The sequence below is a fragment of the Staphylococcus sp. McC-251-APC-3A2 genome (genome assembly GCF_009695665.1).
GTDB lineage: Bacteria > Bacillota > Bacilli > Staphylococcales > Staphylococcaceae > Staphylococcus > Staphylococcus cohnii.
Map to the genome: position 1 here is coordinate 284,146 of NZ_VUNO01000002.1, position 19,431 is coordinate 303,576.

The following is a 19,431-nucleotide window of genomic DNA, read 5'->3' on the forward strand; positions in this document are numbered from 1 at the left end:
CATGCTTACTGTCGCATTAGCAAAAGGTAGATTACTTAAAAGTTTTATTAATTATCTAAATGAAATAAAAGAAATTGAAATAGCATATGCGCTTGAACATAGAGAACGTCAATTACTTATAACAGTTAATGAAATACAATTTATTTTAGTCAAAGGTAGTGACGTACCAATATATGTTGAACAAGGCGTTGCAGATATTGGAATCGTCGGTAGTGATATTTTAGAAGAAGGCAATTATTTTATTAACAACTTACTAGATTTACCATTTGGCGAATGTCACTTTTCACTTGCTGCTAAACCAGAGGCCTATCAATTTAAAAAAGTAGCTACCTCATATACACAAACAGCACGTCAATATTTTGAAGCACAAGGTTTGGATGTTGAGCTTGTAAAACTATCTGGTTCAGTAGAATTGGCTTGTTTGGTTGATATGGTAGATGGCATTGTTGATATCGTTCAAACAGGGACTACCTTAAAGTCAAATGGCTTAATTGAAAAAGAGCAAATTAAAAACATCAATGCAAAGCTCATTACAAATAAAGCCTCATATTTTAAAAAATCAACTGAAATTGAAGATTTAATTAAAACTTTGGAGGTGTCTCTCATTGATTACAAATAAAGAAACATTTTTAAATAACTACCTGAATCAATCTGCACTAAATGAAGATTTATATCCAATCGTAAAAGAAATTTGTGATCAGGTGAAATTTCGAGGTGATGCTGCTTTAAAAGAATATAATTTACAATTAGATAAAGTAGAAACATCACAATTAGAAGTACCTAAAGAAGACTTATTTACTGCTTATCAACGCATTGACTCATCTACACGGGAAGCCCTCGAACAAAGTCATGACAGGATTAAAGCATATCAAACTTCTATTAAACAAGATCATAAACAAGTTCATTCAGAATGTTACGAATTATATCATGCGTTAGAGCGTGTAGGTGTCTACGTCCCTGGTGGAAAAGCTAGTTATCCCTCTACTGTGTTAATGACTGTAACACTTGCCAAAGTTGCAGGCGTTAAAAATATAGTGGCCGTTACGCCACCTCAACCTGAAGGTCTACCTGATATTGTACTTGCTGCTTGTTATATTGCTGGTGTTGATCAGGTTTACCAAGTTGGTGGTGCACAAAGTATCGCTGCACTTGCGTATGGTACTGAGACAATTCCTAAAGTGGATAAAATTGTTGGTCCTGGCAACCAATATGTTGCATATGCTAAAAAATATTTATTTGGTCAAGTTGGCATTGATCAAATTGCTGGTCCGAGTGAAATTGCGCTAATTATTGACCAAACAGCTGACATAGAGGCAATTACGTATGATGTATTTGCACAAGCAGAACACGATGAACTCGCTAGAACATTTGTCATCAGTGAGGATAAAGACTTGTTACAACAATTAGAAAATAACATCCAACACACAATGACACAAATCAAACGACAACCTATTGTTGATGCCAGTTTGAAACATAACCATTTCTTAATTTCAGTAGAAAACTTTACAGAAGCTTGTGATTTGATGAATCAAATTGCACCGGAACATGCATCTATACAAACACAATGTCCCCAAGACTATGTCAACCATGTGAAATATGTAGGCGCGCTCTTCTTGGGTCATTATTCTCCAGAAGTTATCGGGGATTATGTTGCTGGACCAAGCCATGTTTTACCTACAAATCAGACTGCACGTTTCACCAATGGTCTATCAGTGAATGATTTCTTAACGAGACATTCTGTTATCGATTTATCTCAACAAACATTTAATAATATTGAACAATCCGCACGTAAGTTAGCACATATCGAGCGTTTGTATAATCATGAAAAATCAATAGAAATTCGAACAACAAAGGAGCCACACAATGATTAGAATTAATAAAAATGAAAGTCCACTTAAACCATTATCTAATGAACAACTCGCTACAATTATTCAAAAAGCAGCATTCAATCTTTATCCTGATGATGAATATGAACGCTTCAAACAAGCTTATGCAGCTTTTCATAATATTTCACCTGACCAAGTCATTGCAGGTAATGGTTCTGATGAACTTATTCAAAAGTTAATGTTAATCATGCCAGAAGGCCCAGCTTTAACGCTAGACCCTGACTTTTTTATGTATCAAGCATATGCCAATCAAGTCGCTCGCCCTATTAAATTTGTACCAGCAAATTCAGATTTAACATTTGATTTAGAGACGATTTTAAAACGCATTGATGAAGTACAACCTGCATTCTTTATTATGAGCAATCCACATAATCCATCAGGCATACAATATAGTACGACATTTTTAATGGCTATCGCGGATAAGATGCAGACGCTTGGTGGCTACTTTATCATAGATGAAGCTTATTTAGATTTTGGTGAAGCTTATGATATTAAGATGCAACCGCATATTATTCAAATGCGCACGCTCTCAAAAGCATTTGGCATTGCTGGCCTAAGATTAGGTGTATTAATTGGCACTAAAGATACCATCAAACTCATCCAAAGCATCGAGCACCCGTATCCTCTGAATACAATTACGCTTCATATTGCGATTTATATGTTTGAAAATCAAGCAATGACTCGCGCGTTTGTAAAGCAACAACGACAGCTTGCTCACAAACTTAAAAATATGTTTCATGAACTTGTCTCAGATGTCATGGTAGTCTTCCCTTCTGCTACAAATTTCGTGTTAACAAAGGGAGAAGCTGCACAAAGTTTAGGCGCTTATATTAAGTCCAATGGTTTCCTTCCAAGATTATATGACGAACCAGAAATGTCTGACTATGTCCGATACTCTATTGCTACAGATGAACAATTAGATCAATTATTTGTACTTATTAAAAATTGGAGGTCACAATATGATAGTAAATAAAACACGCAATACAGCTGAAACACAATTAACTATTTCTCTAGCTGATGATCATCGTGAAAGTAATATCAATACAGGCGTTGGATTTTTGGATCATATGTTGACGCTCTTTACTTTTCACAGCCAATTATCCTTATCTATAGAAGCAAATGGAGATGTTCAAGTAGATGATCATCATGTAACCGAAGATATTGGTATTGTTCTCGGTCAGCTACTATTATCCTTAGTGAAGGAACGCAAATACTTTCAGCGTTATGGGTTTAGTTACATACCTATGGATGAAACACTTGCACGTACAGTCATTGATATTAGTGGTCGACCTTATTTATCATTTAATGCACAATTCAGTAAAGAAAAAGTAGGTACGTTTGATACAGAACTCGTAGAGGAATTTTTCAGAGCACTTGTTATCAATTCTCGCCTAACAACACATATTGACTTAATTCGCGGTGGAAACACACATCATGAGATCGAAAGTATATTTAAATCTTTTGCTCGAGCGCTTAAAGATGCACTAGCATCGAATGACACGAATATCACCCCTTCATCTAAGGGCGTGATTGAATGATTGCAGTGATTGACTATGGTTTAGGGAACATTAAAAACATACAACGTGCGATTAATCGTTTAGGTTTTAATGCGATTTTAACGGATAGTCCCAACGATATTAAAGCAGCAGATGTCATCATATTACCTGGTGTAGGTCATTTTAAAGATGCTATGCAAGCGATTGAAAAACGGGGATTAAAATCCATTTTAAAAACGATAACAAATAAACCAATCATAGGCATTTGCCTAGGTATGCACTTGCTATACGAACACAGCGCAGAAGGTGATGTAGATGGCTTACAACTTTTCCCTGGAAATATCATACCTATCCAAACATCTTATCCGGTGCCCCATTTAGGTTGGAACAATTTAATCAGCAACCTTACAGAATTAACACAGGATGTATATTTTGTACATTCATATCAAGCTGAAATGTCAGAACATGTTGTTGCGTATGCAGATTATGGCACATTGATTCCTGCAATTGTCCAATATAAAAATCTTATAGGCATTCAATTCCATCCAGAAAAAAGTGGTGAAGATGGTTTAGCAATACTTAATCAAGCTCTGAAAGGTGGTTTCTTAAATGATTAATATTTGGCCAGCTATTGATTTAATTAATGCAACGAGTGTGAGACTGACGGAAGGAAAATATGACTCAGAAGAAAAAATGACTCGCAGCGCTGAAGATAGTGTCGTTTATTATAACAAGTTTAAATGTGTAGAACGTATTCATATTGTCGATTTAATCGGTGCAAAGCAGCAAACATCTATTGAAAAGGACTATATCAAGCAACTGAGAAGCCTGACCAACAAACCGATGGAAGTCGGTGGTGGCATACGTAGTCTTGAAACAATTAATGCATATTTTGCTGATGGCATAGATTATTGTATTATTGGGACTAAAGGTATTCAAGATATTGAATGGTTGGCCAAAATGTCTCATCAATTTCCGTACAAATTATATCTATCGGTTGATGCTTATCAGCGTGAGATAAAAATAAATGGCTGGGAACAAGATGCACATTTAGATTTATTTGATTTCGTTCAGCAAATTGAATCACTACCTTTGGGTGGCATTATCTATACGGATATTTCGAAAGATGGACGCTTATCTGGTCCAAACTTTGAAATAACAACGCAACTTGTCGAAGCAACACAAAAACCTGTCATTGCTTCTGGTGGCATTCGTCATCAACAAGACTTAGAACAATTAGAAAAATCTGGTGTTTATGCAGCAATTGTTGGTAAAGCAGCACACAATCCTGCATTTTGGGAGGGATTATCATGATAAAAAAAAGAATTATCCCCTGTTTAGATGTGAAAGATGGGCGCGTTGTCAAAGGAATACAATTTAAAGGACTACGTGACCTTGGAAACCCTGTGGATTATGCACTTTATTACAATGAACAAGGCGCAGATGAATTAGTCTTTTTAGATATATCCCGCACTGAAGCTGGCCATGGGCTTATGTTAGATGTCATTGAGGAAACTGCTGAAAAATTGTTTATTCCACTTACTGTAGGTGGCGGTATCTCCACAATCGATGATATATCGCAGTTGCTAAATCATGGTGCTGATAAAGTGTCTCTAAACTCTAGTGCTCTAAAGAACCCTTCATTTATCCAAGAAGCCAGTGAAAAATTTGGAAACCAATGTATTTGTATTGCTATAGATAGTAACTATGATACAGAATTAAACGATTATTTTTGCTATACTCATGGGGGAAAAAAACGTACAAATAAGCGTGTCTATGATTGGGTTCAAGAAGTAGAATCTTTAGGTGCAGGCGAACTATTAATAACGAGCATGACACACGATGGCATGAAAGAAGGCTTTGACGTCAACCATTTACATGAGATTGAACAACTTGTGCACATCCCTATTATTGCTTCTGGTGGCGGCGGCAATCCTGATCATTTTGTAGATTTATTCAAACAAACGAATGTTTCGGCAGGACTTGCTGCTAGCATACTTCATGACAAAGAAACCACAGTAAATGAAATCAAACAAACGATGGCTCAAGGAGGTATTCCAATAAGATGACACAACAACCTGATTTTAGTAAAGGGCTTATCCCCGCAATATTGCAAGATGTTCAGACAAAGCAAGTGCTTATGCTTGGCTATATGAATGAAGATGCTTACAACAAAACAATAGCTGATGGCATGGTTTGTTTTTATTCACGTTCTAAAGACCGCTTATGGACAAAAGGTGAAACATCTGGTCATACCCAAGCCGTTCAAAACATACACCTAGACTGTGATCAAGACACCTTATTGATAGATGTAATCCCTAATGGTCCAACTTGTCATACTGGAAGCCAGAGCTGTTTCAACACCACTGTTCCCTTCTATGTTCAACAGCTCGAAGACACAGTAACTTCAAGTGCTAAGTCAAATAAAGAAAATTCATACACACAATATTTATTGAATGAAGGTTTAGAAAAAATATCGAAAAAATTTGGTGAAGAAGCATTTGAAGTTGTAATCGGTGCTATGAAATCGAACCGCGACGAGGTAACAAATGAAACTGCTGATTTAATATATCATCTCTTTGTGCTCTTGCATGCGTTGAATATCAAATTTGAAGATATAGAGGCAATTTTGGCAAAACGTCATCAAGTTTCTAATAACTTTAAAGGCGAAAGATCAGATATAAAAGATTGGTAAATTGCACTCACTGATTATTCAATAATTTTCTATATTAAGATATTTCCACCAATCTATAGCCACATAACAAAATTTAGGCTGAAACAGCTAATCGCTGTTTCAGCCTAAATTGTTTGATTCATTTTATTTTTATAAAAATAACACCATCAGATCTTCATCATAATACCGTTTGCCATCATAAAGTGCCTTAGGTTCTGTGCCATATCTTTGAAATCCTAATTTTTCATATAATTTAATAGCACTTAGATTTTCCGCAAGTACCGATAAACCTATAGTTTTAACTACACCTTGTTCACTGACAATATCTATCATTTTTTGAATTAATTGTTGTGTAAAGCCTCGTCTTCTATATTGTGGGTCGCAATATACACCGACTAAATTACCTCTGTGTTTAATTTTCTCTAAAGTTTCTCGATAAAAAGTTGCATAGCCAATCAATTTTTCACCATCAAATACACCCATTGTAAAATGTCTTTCATTCATCCCTATCCTATCTTCAAAACGTTCAATAGGCAAATGAATCTCGCGTTGATAAGTTGAAGCAAAACCTGTAGGATCAGTTTGTAGAGACTGTAAGCGCAATAAACGATACACTTCTACATCACCTTTCTTAAGATATCTAAACTCCATGTTTTGCCTACTTTCAAAGTATATTTTCACTTTACCATTAACTTTATTTTAAACTAAATATAAGAAGGACGTATCAAACTGGTCTGACTGTAATTTCATTTACATTTACATGTGAAGGTTGTTGTAATGCATAAACTACTGCTTCAGCAATATCTTTGGGTTCTAGCTTTTTGCGCTCTCCCCAATCTGTCTGACCACTTAAAGGCGTATCTACCATACCCGGTGAAACGCTTGTCACTCGAACGCCAGTTTTAGCCAACTCTTTTTCTAATCCTTGCGTAATCGTGTGCACCGCAGCTTTCGTTGCACTGTATATAGTACTCATTTTCGTCACTTCAAAACCTGAGATAGAAGCAATGTTAATAATATGGCCACTAGATTGATCTAAAAATGTTGGTATGACAGCATTAATGCCATACAGTGTCCCTTTTACGTTTGTATCAATCATTGATTCCCAAGCCTTTACATCTCCATCAGTAACAGCAGAAGAAATCATTTGGCCGGCACTATTTACGAGTATATCCAAGCGACCGAAATGCTCTTTTGCATATGCTACTAGACGTTCAACTTCTTGTTGTTGTGTCACATCCGCTGTTAAAAATTCAATCTTCGCTTGATATTCATTTGAACGAATACGATTTACAACATCTTTAAGTCGTGTTTCATCACGACCAGCTAATAATAATTGTACACCATGACTAGATAGCTCCTCTGCTATGCTAGCACCAATGCCACTACTAGCACCAGTAACGATTGCAACTTTGTGCTCTAATTTAACCATCAAATCTTCCTTTCATCAAACGTATTTCATATTTTTATACCCTATCCACACAGATTATACCATGTGCCCTCCATCTTGAAACAATGAGTCAGCTCATGAATTTGCATACTTGTCATAAACAATAAATAATTATAGAGTGGGTATATAATACATAACTAACTTACCTTTTATAATTTAGGAGGATGACTTATGGACTTTCATAAAAGAATTAAAAATTTAAGAAATAATATAGATAGCACAAGTTTCGATTTTCGTTTTGAACAATTGTTTAATGAAGCAGAATGGCTCGGACTATCACTTAACCAGCGCCAACGATATGAGCGTGAATTTCGTAGATTTGTGAGCCAAAGTAAGCAATTACGTATCTCATATGCTTCACAAGATCACATTCGCATGCGCATGTATAACTCTGTTTATAACTATAATGAAATCAAACAAAACTTTAAATCATATGTTTAATAATGATGAGAAAAGCCTACATTACTGGACGAACAGTAACATAGGCTTTTCCACTTTGTAAGGGCTCTAAATAAATCATGAAAGGTGATACTAGGGAGAATAATATACATGAAGTTTTATGCACAACACACGATGAAATATGTGTGCACAAACTTCGATGCTACTAGATGAATACAGTGTATTAATTACTTACTAGTAGCTTTTTTTCTAATCCATAGTTGTATAGTTTTTCTGCGTCAATATAAGCTATATAATCAATACTTCTGTATCCATCTTTAATGTCATTAATAATGCCTTGATTCACACCAGTATGTGTGTATATGTCATAACTACTTTCATTTGAAAAAATGACTTCTTCAATTACTTTTCTCATTTAATAATCACTCCGTATTTTTTCTTTCGCTAGGCATTGTTATCTTCTACACTCTTATCATAATCGAAAGTAATAGAATTTTAAAGTATTTTGTGATTAATTTCACAAAATACTCACTTTTAGCCTTTTTTAATATATTTCACATATTTTTAGATTGACAAATTGTTTAATTTTAAAAATGAATGCTTTTCTAAATATTCCGCATAGGCCAGTGAGAACTTTACGTTTAAGCTGTTTGTCTCTTCAATATTTTGCTTAATCGTTTATAGTAAGTAGTTCTGTAATATTTCAGCTAATCACTTTAGTGCAAACGCATTGAATTTAGCTTTTCTACAAACGCATGTGTTTGATTAATAATCGTATCTAACTGGTTTTTTTGAGCCCCTTTAGTTAATGCATTACCAATCCCAATAGCAAATGCACCGTTTTTATACCATTGATCTATATTTTCTAATGACACGCCACCATAAGGTATTATATTTATATTTGGAATGCTTCCATAGATGTTTTCCATAAAATTCACTCCTAATATATTTGCAGGATACAGTTTAATCACTTCTACTTCATATTGCATCGCTTGTATGATTTCATCTTTCGAACCGCATCTTGGCAAGTAAGGTATTTGGTATACATTACAAATATGCGCTATTTGGACATCTAAATGTGGAGTTGCTATATAGCGGGCACCATTTATAATCGCTACACGTGCTGTTACAGCATTTTGAATCGCACCTGCACCAACAATAATTGATTTATCAAATTTTTGCGTTAACGTTTTTATGGCTAATTCTCCATAAGGCGTGTTAAATGTTATTTCAATATTTTTGATACCACTCTCAATCATTTTTTCACTTTTCAATATAGCATCTTCACAAGTACATCCTTTCACTACTCCTATCAAGTAATTACGATGTAATTGTTCCAAAGTAAGCAATTTATCCATTAGCGCCTGTCCTTTCTACGTCATTTTATTTCATTGTAATTTTTATATCATTTTCGTCAATGAATACTAAACGAACCTTTAATACGATGCTACATTTTATTCCGTTGACGGATTTGCTCAAACACTAGTTTCTATGTAGCATATTGGTGTTTTATTCACAAAACGAATGCCAGAGATGTTATACACCAAAGAAGGAACGTACGCACCTCTGATTACGTACTTCAATCAAATAGATAATAGTTTTATTAATAAAATGACATAAAACATTAACTTTGTGATTAAACTCACAAAGTTACACGAAATGTGCTAGTTTTTTTCTATTATGAATGCTAACTTTAATAGTATAAAGAAAGCGCTTTATTATATTCGTAAACTTTGCTTAAAATACAATCCTAAGTAAAGCGATGGTTATGATAAAGCACACATATTTTTAATTAAATAATCATTAAGATTGTAATTTAACTTGAGAGGAACAGATTAAATGATTGATTCTTTATCACTTTATAAACCTAGATTTAAAAAATTAATTTGTGTTGATTCTGACGGGTGTGCCATCGATTCGATGACTATAAAGCATGAGCGTGCGTTTGGTCCAGCTATTGTTGAAGAATGGCAATTACAAAATATAGAGTCCAAGCTATTAAAGCGCTGGAATGATATAAACTTATATGAAATCACTAGAGGCATTAATCGCTTTAAAGGGTTAGAACGTATGTTAAGTGAACTTGTTGAACAAGGCATTCAAATTGAGGGCTATGAACATATTAAGCATTGGGTACAAACAACAGATGCTTTCTCTAACCCAGCACTGGAAAAAGCCATATCAAACTATCCACAACAAATTGGATTACAAAAAGCATTATCTTGGTCACACCGTGTGAATGATATTATCAAAACCTTACCAAGTATTGGACCATTTAAATATGTACAAGCATCTCTAAAAAACGCTTCAACTTTTGCTGATATCGCAATAGTGTCATCAGCAAATTTGGCAGCAGTTGAATATGAATGGAACACATACAAATTAACAGACTATTTAAGTGGCATGTTTGCGCAAGAAGCAGGTACAAAAGAGCACTGTTTAGAGCACTTAAAACAATATTACAATTTAGAAGACATCATCATGTTAGGAGATGCCAAAGGAGACTTAGAAGCAGCAGAATCGCATAATATGTACTTTTATCCAATATTAGCAGGCCATGAAAATCAATCATGGCTAGACTTTAACAATAAATATTTAAAATTGTTTAAAGATGGTAAATTCAACCAATACACACACGACACTTTAAAACAAATATTTTTTAATAATTTTGAAGGAGAGGCATAAACTATGGTTAAAGTAGATTTGACAGCATCACCATATCATTTAAATGACAATCAAATAACATGGGTAGAAGAAACACTTGGCAAATTAACAGACGAAGAAAAAATTGGTCAATTATTTTTCAACTTATTTTCCTTAGAGGGTGGTAAAAAATTCTTTGATGCAGACTTAACTAATAAAGATATACTTGAACGTTATCACATTGGAGGCGCACGATATGAAGGTGGGAACAAAGAAGATGTTCAAAACTTACTCAATGATTTACAAAGACATACTAAAGTTCCCGTACTTGTAGCAGCAAACTGTGATTCTGGTGGAAATGGTGCATGTAAAGATGGCACTTATATCGCAAGTGCTGCACAATGTGAAGCTGCTCAAGATACAAAAGTTTCATATAATGCTGGTCTTGTATCAGCACGTGAATCATTCGCACTAGGTGTTCATATTAATTTCGATCCTTGTGTAGATATACTTAAAAATTGGCGCAACACAATCGTTAATACACGTGCATATGGCACAGATGCTGAAACAGTTATTAAATATTCAAGTGCATTTATTGACGGCTTTAATGCAGAACGCGATATGATTACATGTATCAAACATTTCCCCGGTGATGGTACGGAAGAACGTGACCAACATTTAGTGCTCGGCGTAAATGAACTATCTACCGAAGAATGGGACGATAGCTTCCGTAAAGTTTATCAACATCATATCGATCGTGGTGTACAAATGATAATGGCAGGACATATTGCACAACCTGCTTATTCTAAAAAATTAAATCCTAGTCTGGAAGATAAAGACATTTTGCCTGCAACACTTTCTTCTGAACTTATAACTGATTTACTAAAAGATGATATGCATTTTAACGGTTTAGTCGTTACCGACGCTAGTCATATGTTAGGTATGACTGCTTCTATGCGTCGTGAAGATTATGTTCCATTAGCCATTGCATCTGGCTGTGATATGTTCTTGTTCTTTAATGATTTAGAAGAAGATTACCAATTTATGCTCGATGGTTATAAAAACGGCGTCATAACAGAAGAGAGATTAAATGATGCCGTAAGACGTATCTTAGGTTTAAAAGCACAACTCAATCTACACATTAAACAAGAAGATGGTTCAATTATTCAACCACAAGAAGCATTAGATATCATCGGTTGTACAGAACATTTAGAAATGCGTGCAGAAGCAGCCGATATGGGGATCACACTTGTGAAAAACACTTTAAATCAGTTACCTATCCGACCTGAAACACATAAAAATATTATGCTTTATGTGATAGAAGGTGAAAAAGATGGTATCTATAAATCTGCTAATAACGTCACAGATGATATTATAAATGAACTTGAATCACGTGGATTCAATGTCACATTGAATGATGGTTCAACACGTATTAAAGGTAAAACATTAGAATATCGTGAAAAAGTAGATGCCGCGTTAGTATTTGCAAACATTATCGGTTATGCTGCAGAAAATAACTATCGTATTAAATGGGGTACTGCCATGAGTAATGAAATACCATGGTATGTACATGAAGTACCAACCGTATTTATTTCTACCAATTTCACCACTCATTTGCATGATGCAACAATGGTTAAAGCTTATATAAACGCTTATCATTCTAATAAAGAAACAATTAAACAGACCATTGATAAAATCATGGGAGAAAGTGAATTTAAAGGGCAATATAATGATTTAGTTTGGACAGATAAATGGCAAGCAAAATTATAAATGAACCACGTTTTACAATATAATCTATCGTTATAAAACCCATGCTCAAACAAAGGACTAATCCTTATCAAATAAGGATTAGTCCTTTTTATTTTGCAGTGCTTTTGTTTTAAATCGTATGTATTTACTTGGAGATGCATGGTTGAGCTTGTTGTCTCTCACATACTTCATTGTTATGGTGTTAACATGATACAAAATCGTAATGAATAGAAATGTTTAGAATAGCATCATTAAACACTTTCGTCTTATTTAATATCTGCCCTTAAGCCAAATAAAGGAACTAATTTATAATATAACTCGCTTACCATTACAAGAAAATTTTTATATTAAAGTTGGTATAGGTTAATATCACTTTCTACAAATTAAAAATAACCCTAAAGCTTGGTATGGGCTTCAGGGTGAATATACTTGTCATTGTTCTTATATAATTATGATTTATAACCAAAATTAGGAATATTTTCCCAACGTTTCTTAAAGTAATGTGCTACCGCTTTAGGACGACGTTCACGCGTGAATATTCCTTTTTTGTTTCCTTGAACACGTATAATATCGGTAGAAGTTTCAAAATCTGCAAAATTCCATGTCTGTTCACCAATAAATTGCGGATATTGATCAATGACTTCATGATTTGCTTCATAATAACGAATTTGGTACTCTTCTGTAAATAATTCGTCATTTAATGAATGCATGCCAGCTACAGTGTCTGCACCATATTCTGTAAACATAATTGGCTTGTGCGGCTGTTTTTCACTCCAACCATCTAACTCAGCTCGTAAAGCTTCTTTAGCAGCTTCCAAGTCACCTGTTTGTGTATACCAACCATAATATCTGTTCAGACATAATACATCTACTAAATCTTGAACTTGGCAATTATCTGGTTGTGACATTAAAATAGTTACGATGGTTACAGGTCTGTTTTGTGGATCGCAAGAACGTGCTAAGTTGATTAATGGCTCAAAGTATTCCTTTGCGCCTTCTTCAGTAGAAGCTGGTTCATTAGCTATTGACCACATAACTACACAGGCATGGTTTTTATCTCGAGCAATCAAATCTTTGATCACAGATTCATGTGCTTTTTTCGTGCCAATTTCTTTAAATGTATTTCTTGCCTCAACTCCAGATAATATTGTACTAAAGTTTAAGTGCACACCAACAGCAGTTGTTTCATCTATGACAACAATACCTTGTTCATCTGCCAATCGCATCATTTCTTCAGAATAAGGGTAATGTGAAGTTCTGAATGAGTTACCGCCAATCCATTTAATAAGATTGAAATCCATAACATTCGTTACTTCGTTTAATCCTCGGCCATTATAGTAGGTATCTTCATGCTTACCAAAACCTTTAAAATAAAATGGTTGTTCATTGATTAAAAATTGTCCTTGCTTCACTTCTACAGAACGTACACCAAAACGTTCAGCATAGCTGTCTACAACTTGGTTATTATCTATTAACGTTACTTCTAAATGGTATAAATAAGCATTCAATGGTTGCCATAAATGAGGCTGTTCTATCTTGATAGAACCATTAGCACCAGAAGTTTCTGCTACAACCTCTCCCGCTTCATCTATCAATTTAACTAAAATATCATCCACCGACTCATTGATAGAAATATTATAATTGATGTCTGCTACATCATTTTTAACCTCCGGAACAATTTCAATATCTTCAATAAATATTTGTGGTGTTGTGTAAATTTTTACAGGTCTATGCAAACCAGCATAATTAAAAAAGTCAAAATTAGGTTTATTTCTTTTAATCAAATTGCCTTCTTTGTCCGTTGTTTCGCTATAATTACCAACAGGTAACGTCGTTTCGTCTAATATATTATTTACACATACAGTTAAGCGATGTTGTCCTGAACTGAATTTTTCCCCTAATTCCACTTCAAACGGTAAAAATCCCCCTTGATGTGATGTGACTTCTTGACCATCGATATATACTGTTGCTTTATGTGTAGCAGAACCAAATCTCAATACAATTCGTTCATCTGATAGTACTTTAGGTATCGTAAACATTCTTTCATACCATACGTTCCCTACATGATTACGTATGTTAGCAGTTACGCCTTGATCATTATATGAACCTGGCACTGCCATAACTAAATCAGTGTCTAAAGGTTTCGTTACATCGATTTGATCATGGTTCTCTTCTAGTTTGAATTGCCAGACACCGTTTAAGTCTATAATACTTCTCTGTTCGTTTGTTACTGGATATAGCATATAAATGCTCCTCTGATAAAATGAAATACAAAATAATTATAATTCCTCTCTAAGTGCCAACTCTTTAACAATTTGTTTATGTTTCTGATCTGTTAATGGGTATGCAAAGAAGAAAAGTATCACCGCAATTAAACAAATGACTGCGGGTACCACAAAGAATAATATTTTTAAACCGAATATTGTATCAGGCGTTTGTGCCGCATTAGGTACATAACCAATAATTGTTAATGCCATACCTGGTATAAAACCTGCTAAGCCTTGTGATATTTTTCTAGTGAAGCTATAACTTGCATAAATAATACCTTCAGATCTAAGTCCTGATTGCCATTGTCCGTATTCTACAACATCAGCTATAAATGCCCATGTTACTGTATTAGGAATAACCAAGAATAATTGTGCAATCGTGTTAATGATTAAGAACGGAATAATTTGCTCTGAAAATAATGAAAAGTTTACGATTTGGAAAATAATAAAACCACTTACGCCTATGACTGCCGTCATTTTTTTACCTACTTTTTTACTTAAGAAAGTAGTAAGGAATAATGCTGGTATTAAAACAATAAAATTCAATGTACTTACAATACCTATTAAATTATCGAAACCAAGTACATTTTTGTAATAGTAAAGTTGTGCACCTTGTTGTAAAAATAAAGCAGTAATCGTTAACAATGTATAAATTGCTAAAATAATAAATGGTCTATTTTTCAGTAAATTAAAAAACGCTTTACGTCCCAAACCTTTTACTTGTGGACGTTCTATTGTATGACGCTCTTTAACTCCTTTATAGCACAACATATGTAGTGTCACACCTGCAATTGCAAGTATACCTACTGCAATCGGATAGCCAATCGCATGATTCGGAAATAAACTTACTAAAGGAATAATAACTATACCCGAAATAAACATAGCACCTTGTGAACCTAAATTACGGAATACTGATAGTTGCGTACGATCATCTGCATTAATTGTCATTGAAGCAGACAATGAACCATAAGGTATATTAACGACAGAATAAGCAGCATTAAAGAGTAAATATGTTCCAAATGCCCATATAATTTTACCAGTCTCACTGATATCAGGTGAAATAAAGGTTAAGACAGTCAATATTGCCAAAGGAATACTTCCATATAATATAAATGGTCTAAATTTGCCTCGTTTTGAAAAATTTTTCTGATTATCAACAAGGGTACCTACACCCGTGTCTACAAATGCATCGAAAAATTTAGCAACTAAAAATACTAGCCCACCTATAGCAGAGGGAATTCCTAAAATATCTGTATAAAAAAGCAATAAATAAATTTGCCCCATATCAAACATTAATCCGTTCCCTAAATCCCCAAAACCATAAGCTAATTTTTCTTTAAATTTCAATTTCGGTGATTCAATTTCATTAAACTTTTTCAATTTCGTATTTGCCGGTTTTAATCTGGCTGTAACCATAAGGATTACCTCTTTCCACTATCGAAACAACATTTGTGCACCTCATCTTTGTAGTTTCATAGTATGTTTTATTGAATGTGGCCATCAATCATTACATTATCCATAGAATTGAAAGCGTTTTCTTCCATGCATAAAAATTTTTACCCTATAAAATAGATTCGCTTATTATTTTCACGTGCATACACCCTTAACACTTTTGATAGAGCTCTTACTTTTATTATATTTTTATAATAGCAACAGTCAACAAAAAATAACAACGTTGTTAAAAAACAAAGCACTTTTCTCTTTTATGTTATTCTTTTTCAACTATTGCTAAAGTCTGTAATAACGCCAATTCAAATTGATACAATACTTTACTACATACGATTTAGCTAAAAATCACAAATTCAGTCTAAATTTAATGTGAATTGGTAATATTTCAATTAATTTTAGAGGATATTATGATTTTTTTGATATTTTCCTAATTTTATTTACAATTTTTATATTGAATATTTAATTTTCTGATTTTTTATACTATATCAACTAATAAAATTCTTTATGTTCAGTCCGATATTTCAATGGTGTCTTACCATATTGCTTTTTAAAGCATTGTGCGAAATAACTCTGTTCCCTGAAACCGACATATTTTGCAACTTCCGCTACAGTCATTTTTGTCCGTGCTATTAAGTCACGTCCTTTTTTTATTCTTAACGATGTAATAAATTGAGATAAAGATTGATGACATTCTTGATTAAAAATTCTTGATAGGTAGCTAGGTGCCAAATCAACATAATTCGCTAACTCTTCTAATGTTAAATTACTATCTAAGTTTCTTTCAATATATTGAATCACTTTACTTACTTTAGGGCTAAAGGCATTCGCTTTTATTTTCATAGCTCTTTCTGCGTATTCCTTAACGATTGCATACGTTAATTCTTCTAGTACTTCTACATCCAGTGTCCGATCAATCATCGCAGCATATTTAGCGGATATTTCATCAATATGTATGAGACTCACACCAGCTTTTTCTCCAGCTTTGCGGCATAAAGTATTGATTAAATATGCTTTATATTGCTCATTTGATAGATCATCCTTCACTCGACGTAAACCAGTCACAGACAAACTCATCTTTTTTAAAATAGATAATGCTTCTTCAACATTTCCGTTTTCTACCGCAGTCAACAATTGATTTTCTAAATTATATCTATACTCTATTTCTTGTAGTGTGTAATCACTTTGAAGCTTAGAATCAGCTAAAAATGCTTCATTTGCATGAAAACTGAAGTCAATATCCACCGTTTCATAGACGATGTTTCTATTCTTCAAAAAACGAATTGCTAAACGACACATTTTTTGCGCTTTAACATGATGACATACCGGAATTTTAAGTAAATATTGTTTCAATGTGGGCAACTTAGAAATTTTAATATTTAAATTAAGTAACATCTCATTACATTGTCGCTCATTGGGTCGTTTATCCATATAAGGCCCAATAATATAAATCTTTCTATATTTTTTAAATTTAAAAATCAAAAAGCTAACATTAAAACTATTTTTATAATGGTAAATTTTGTTACTCTGCATATGCACAATAAAATGTTTTAACTCATTTTTATATTGTTTTCTAGTAGTATTCATAAACGGTGTCTTAATATGGTTACTAATTGCTTTTATGTCGTCCATATCATAACCTTCCAACTGAATACCTAATAATTGTATAGCATGCATTTGCAATATTTCTAGCGTTTCATTTTTCATAAAAAAAACACCCCATTCCTTATATTTTTATTATATCTAAATATTAAGGAATAGAGTATCAAATGAATAAAAAATATTTAATTTGTTTTTTAGATTTTATATATTTAGACCTACAAGACGCTTCATGGCCATATATCTATTGTTTATGTTTCTTACCGAATTTTAATTTAAACGGTGCATAAAATAGGACAAAGATAAGTACCAAACCTAAATAACCGATTAAAGGATAAAAGATTGCTACTAGATCCGTAAATCCAACAAAACTTAAGCAAAGCCCTACTAGGATTGCAAGCGTATAAAATATTTTAAAACGTATAGAATCAACTACGGTGAAACGTGTGGCAAAGGCATAAAACATGCCCAACCCTGTATTGAAAATCATGCCAAAGATCACAAGTGCCATGATGATACCTAGGATTGGTGATATATGATTTACAATACCTAACATTGGCATTTCCATATTACCGACAATATTGATTTGTGTAAAAATTGCTAAATGACTTAACACAATCATAGCGCCTAAAATCAGACCACCTAATAAACCACCAATTGCTGCCACTTTCGAATTTTTTTCTGCTCCCCCCATAACAATAGCCATTGATGCACCTACTGCAGTATTAAACGAAGCATAATTGATGCCTGCAACAAACCAATTAGGCAATGTTGAAGGTTTTGCATCTGAAATTGTATTTAATTCTGAAAAAGGTACATTCGTAGTCATGAAACTATAAACCGAAATAATTAATATAAACACAATTAAAAATGGCGTGATATTACCAATAACTTTCACTACACCTTCTACCTTCAACATACCTGCAAGTATGATTAGTATGGTCATTAGTAATGTACCAACGATCGATGGTACGCCGAATTGTTGATTTAAATTTGACCCAGCGCCTGCAATCATCACTACACCAACACCAAACAAAGTAAAGATAATGACTAAATCAATAATCCATCCCAATAATTTTCCAAATAGTGATTCACCAGTAATATTATGTATAACTACTTTATGTGAGTCTGTATCAAACTTGCTCCCTAACCAAACTAACATCATCCCAACATAAGCAAACAATGCCGTGGTAATGATAGCACCCAAAGTACCCAAAATACCAAAACTAGTAAAATATTGCAGCACTTCTTGTCCAGAAGCAAAGCCAGCCCCAACGATGACACCGATAAAAGCACTAGCAATCAGTAATATTCTTTTCATCATTTTACCCCCTTATTGAATCTACTATATACAACTCAAGTAAAATTTCAATCATAATATCTATGATTACTTTACATTTGTTATATGAAATACTTAAAACCATTATAGTTACTTAATTTTATCATTTTATCCATAAGTTATGTTGAAATACCTTAAAGAAGTATTATAGCGCTAGCTCATATTTTGATTGATTGTATTAAGTAGTAAATAAAAAAGACAGGTAGTTGAAATCAAATATATTCCGTTTGATTTCATCTACCTGTCTATTAAGCATACAGTTTGTTGCACATATGATTGATAACGAATTATTATTATTACCTTTAAGCTAGTCTTTTACTAACAATTATATAGATATAAATGACATATATTTTTAAAATTAATAATTAAAAGCCATCTACTGACAATATGAAATGAGGTTGGGCGAATCCATTATGTCTCAGCCTCTTTATAATCATATGCCATTGAGTCACACTCAATGATATATATGCTTCTATGTTATTT

General features: G+C 33.5%; 19 protein-coding genes. 11 read left to right on the forward strand and 8 right to left on the reverse strand.

Going from position 1 to position 19,431, the window contains the following annotated elements:
* Position 1 precedes the first annotated feature (1 nt).
* Genes hisG through hisIE form a run of 8 tightly spaced genes read left to right on the forward strand, consistent with a single transcriptional unit; the run spans position 2 to position 6,077 of the window.
* The gene (gene hisG / locus FYJ81_RS06285; RefSeq protein ID WP_107384109.1) at positions 2-619 is read left to right on the forward strand and encodes an ATP phosphoribosyltransferase; all 618 of its coding nucleotides are present in this window, start codon (positions 2-4) and stop codon (positions 617-619) included.
* Entirely contained in the window at positions 609-1,871 is a 1,263-nt protein-coding gene (gene hisD / locus FYJ81_RS06290; protein WP_233422628.1) for a histidinol dehydrogenase, read from the forward strand. The genes hisG and hisD overlap by 11 nt, the downstream gene beginning before the upstream one ends.
* Complete coding sequence (locus FYJ81_RS06295) at positions 1,864-2,859, forward strand: pyridoxal phosphate-dependent aminotransferase (RefSeq protein WP_107384111.1); 996 nt, start codon at positions 1,864-1,866, stop codon at positions 2,857-2,859. Before hisD ends, FYJ81_RS06295 begins: the two co-directional genes overlap by 8 nt.
* Positions 2,846-3,424 carry an imidazoleglycerol-phosphate dehydratase HisB gene (gene hisB, locus FYJ81_RS06300; RefSeq protein ID WP_154409466.1) on the forward strand — a complete coding sequence of 193 codons (579 nt, stop codon included), beginning with the start codon at positions 2,846-2,848 and terminating at the stop codon, positions 3,422-3,424. Before FYJ81_RS06295 ends, hisB begins: the two co-directional genes overlap by 14 nt.
* Positions 3,421-3,999: an imidazole glycerol phosphate synthase subunit HisH gene (hisH, locus tag FYJ81_RS06305; protein WP_154409467.1), complete on the forward strand. Its 579-nt coding sequence runs from the start codon at positions 3,421-3,423 to the stop codon at positions 3,997-3,999. The genes hisB and hisH overlap by 4 nt, the downstream gene beginning before the upstream one ends.
* Entirely contained in the window at positions 3,992-4,696 is a 705-nt protein-coding gene (gene hisA / locus FYJ81_RS06310) for a 1-(5-phosphoribosyl)-5-((5-phosphoribosylamino)methylideneamino)imidazole-4-carboxamide isomerase (protein ID WP_107384114.1), read from the forward strand. Before hisH ends, hisA begins: the two co-directional genes overlap by 8 nt.
* On the forward strand, positions 4,693-5,451 hold the full coding sequence (gene hisF, locus FYJ81_RS06315) for an imidazole glycerol phosphate synthase subunit HisF (protein ID WP_154409468.1): 759 nt from the start codon (positions 4,693-4,695) through the stop codon (positions 5,449-5,451). Before hisA ends, hisF begins: the two co-directional genes overlap by 4 nt.
* Positions 5,448-6,077 carry a bifunctional phosphoribosyl-AMP cyclohydrolase/phosphoribosyl-ATP diphosphatase HisIE gene (gene hisIE / locus FYJ81_RS06320; protein WP_154409469.1) on the forward strand — a complete coding sequence of 210 codons (630 nt, stop codon included), beginning with the start codon at positions 5,448-5,450 and terminating at the stop codon, positions 6,075-6,077. The genes hisF and hisIE overlap by 4 nt, the downstream gene beginning before the upstream one ends.
* Positions 6,078-6,206: 129 nt before the next feature.
* Here hisIE and FYJ81_RS06325 read toward each other — a convergent pair whose 3' ends face one another.
* Both FYJ81_RS06325 and FYJ81_RS06330 read right to left on the reverse strand, forming a co-directional pair.
* Positions 6,207-6,707 (reverse strand): GNAT family N-acetyltransferase, encoded by a 501-nt coding sequence (locus FYJ81_RS06325; protein ID WP_154409470.1) that lies wholly within the window; start codon positions 6,705-6,707, stop codon positions 6,207-6,209.
* A 73-nt stretch (positions 6,708-6,780) separates the two neighbouring features.
* On the reverse strand, positions 6,781-7,488 hold the full coding sequence (locus FYJ81_RS06330; protein WP_107504599.1) for an SDR family oxidoreductase: 708 nt from the start codon (positions 7,486-7,488) through the stop codon (positions 6,781-6,783).
* 189 nt (positions 7,489-7,677) lie between these two features.
* On the opposite strand from FYJ81_RS06330, the gene FYJ81_RS06335 reads away from it, so the two are divergent.
* Entirely contained in the window at positions 7,678-7,947 is a 270-nt protein-coding gene (locus tag FYJ81_RS06335; RefSeq protein WP_154409471.1) for a DUF1413 domain-containing protein, read from the forward strand.
* Positions 7,948-8,128: 181 nt separating this feature from the next.
* On the opposite strand, the gene FYJ81_RS06340 is transcribed toward FYJ81_RS06335, so the two are convergent.
* Positions 8,129-8,320 carry a hypothetical protein gene (locus tag FYJ81_RS06340; protein WP_019470083.1) on the reverse strand — a complete coding sequence of 64 codons (192 nt, stop codon included), beginning with the start codon at positions 8,318-8,320 and terminating at the stop codon, positions 8,129-8,131.
* A 301-nt stretch (positions 8,321-8,621) separates the two neighbouring features.
* Entirely contained in the window at positions 8,622-9,263 is a 642-nt protein-coding gene (locus FYJ81_RS06345) for a 2-dehydro-3-deoxyphosphogluconate aldolase (protein ID WP_154409472.1), read from the reverse strand.
* 481 nt (positions 9,264-9,744) lie between these two features.
* Between FYJ81_RS06345 and FYJ81_RS06350 the strand changes: the two genes are divergently transcribed.
* Both FYJ81_RS06350 and FYJ81_RS06355 read left to right on the forward strand, forming a co-directional pair.
* Positions 9,745-10,590, forward strand: coding sequence for an HAD hydrolase-like protein (locus FYJ81_RS06350; protein ID WP_107504598.1), 846 nt, complete (start codon positions 9,745-9,747; stop codon positions 10,588-10,590).
* Positions 10,591-10,593: 3 nt separating this feature from the next.
* Positions 10,594-12,318: a glycoside hydrolase family 3 protein gene (locus FYJ81_RS06355; RefSeq protein ID WP_154409473.1), complete on the forward strand. Its 1,725-nt coding sequence runs from the start codon at positions 10,594-10,596 to the stop codon at positions 12,316-12,318.
* Positions 12,319-12,746: 428 nt separating this feature from the next.
* Here FYJ81_RS06355 and uidA read toward each other — a convergent pair whose 3' ends face one another.
* The 4 genes from uidA to FYJ81_RS06375 all read right to left on the reverse strand — a co-directional run bounded on the left by uidA (position 12,747) and on the right by FYJ81_RS06375 (position 18,930).
* Positions 12,747-14,540, reverse strand: a complete 1,794-nt coding sequence (gene uidA / locus FYJ81_RS06360) for a beta-glucuronidase (protein WP_154409474.1) — start codon at positions 14,538-14,540, stop codon at positions 12,747-12,749.
* Between the two features lie 36 nt (positions 14,541-14,576).
* The gene (locus tag FYJ81_RS06365; protein WP_107384271.1) at positions 14,577-15,980 is read right to left on the reverse strand and encodes an MFS transporter; all 1,404 of its coding nucleotides are present in this window, start codon (positions 15,978-15,980) and stop codon (positions 14,577-14,579) included.
* A 522-nt stretch (positions 15,981-16,502) separates the two neighbouring features.
* Positions 16,503-17,717: a helix-turn-helix domain-containing protein gene (locus tag FYJ81_RS06370; protein ID WP_154409475.1), complete on the reverse strand. Its 1,215-nt coding sequence runs from the start codon at positions 17,715-17,717 to the stop codon at positions 16,503-16,505.
* Between the two features lie 136 nt (positions 17,718-17,853).
* The gene (locus FYJ81_RS06375; protein ID WP_107384270.1) at positions 17,854-18,930 is read right to left on the reverse strand and encodes a YkvI family membrane protein; all 1,077 of its coding nucleotides are present in this window, start codon (positions 18,928-18,930) and stop codon (positions 17,854-17,856) included.
* Between the last annotated feature and the right edge of the window lie 501 nt (positions 18,931-19,431).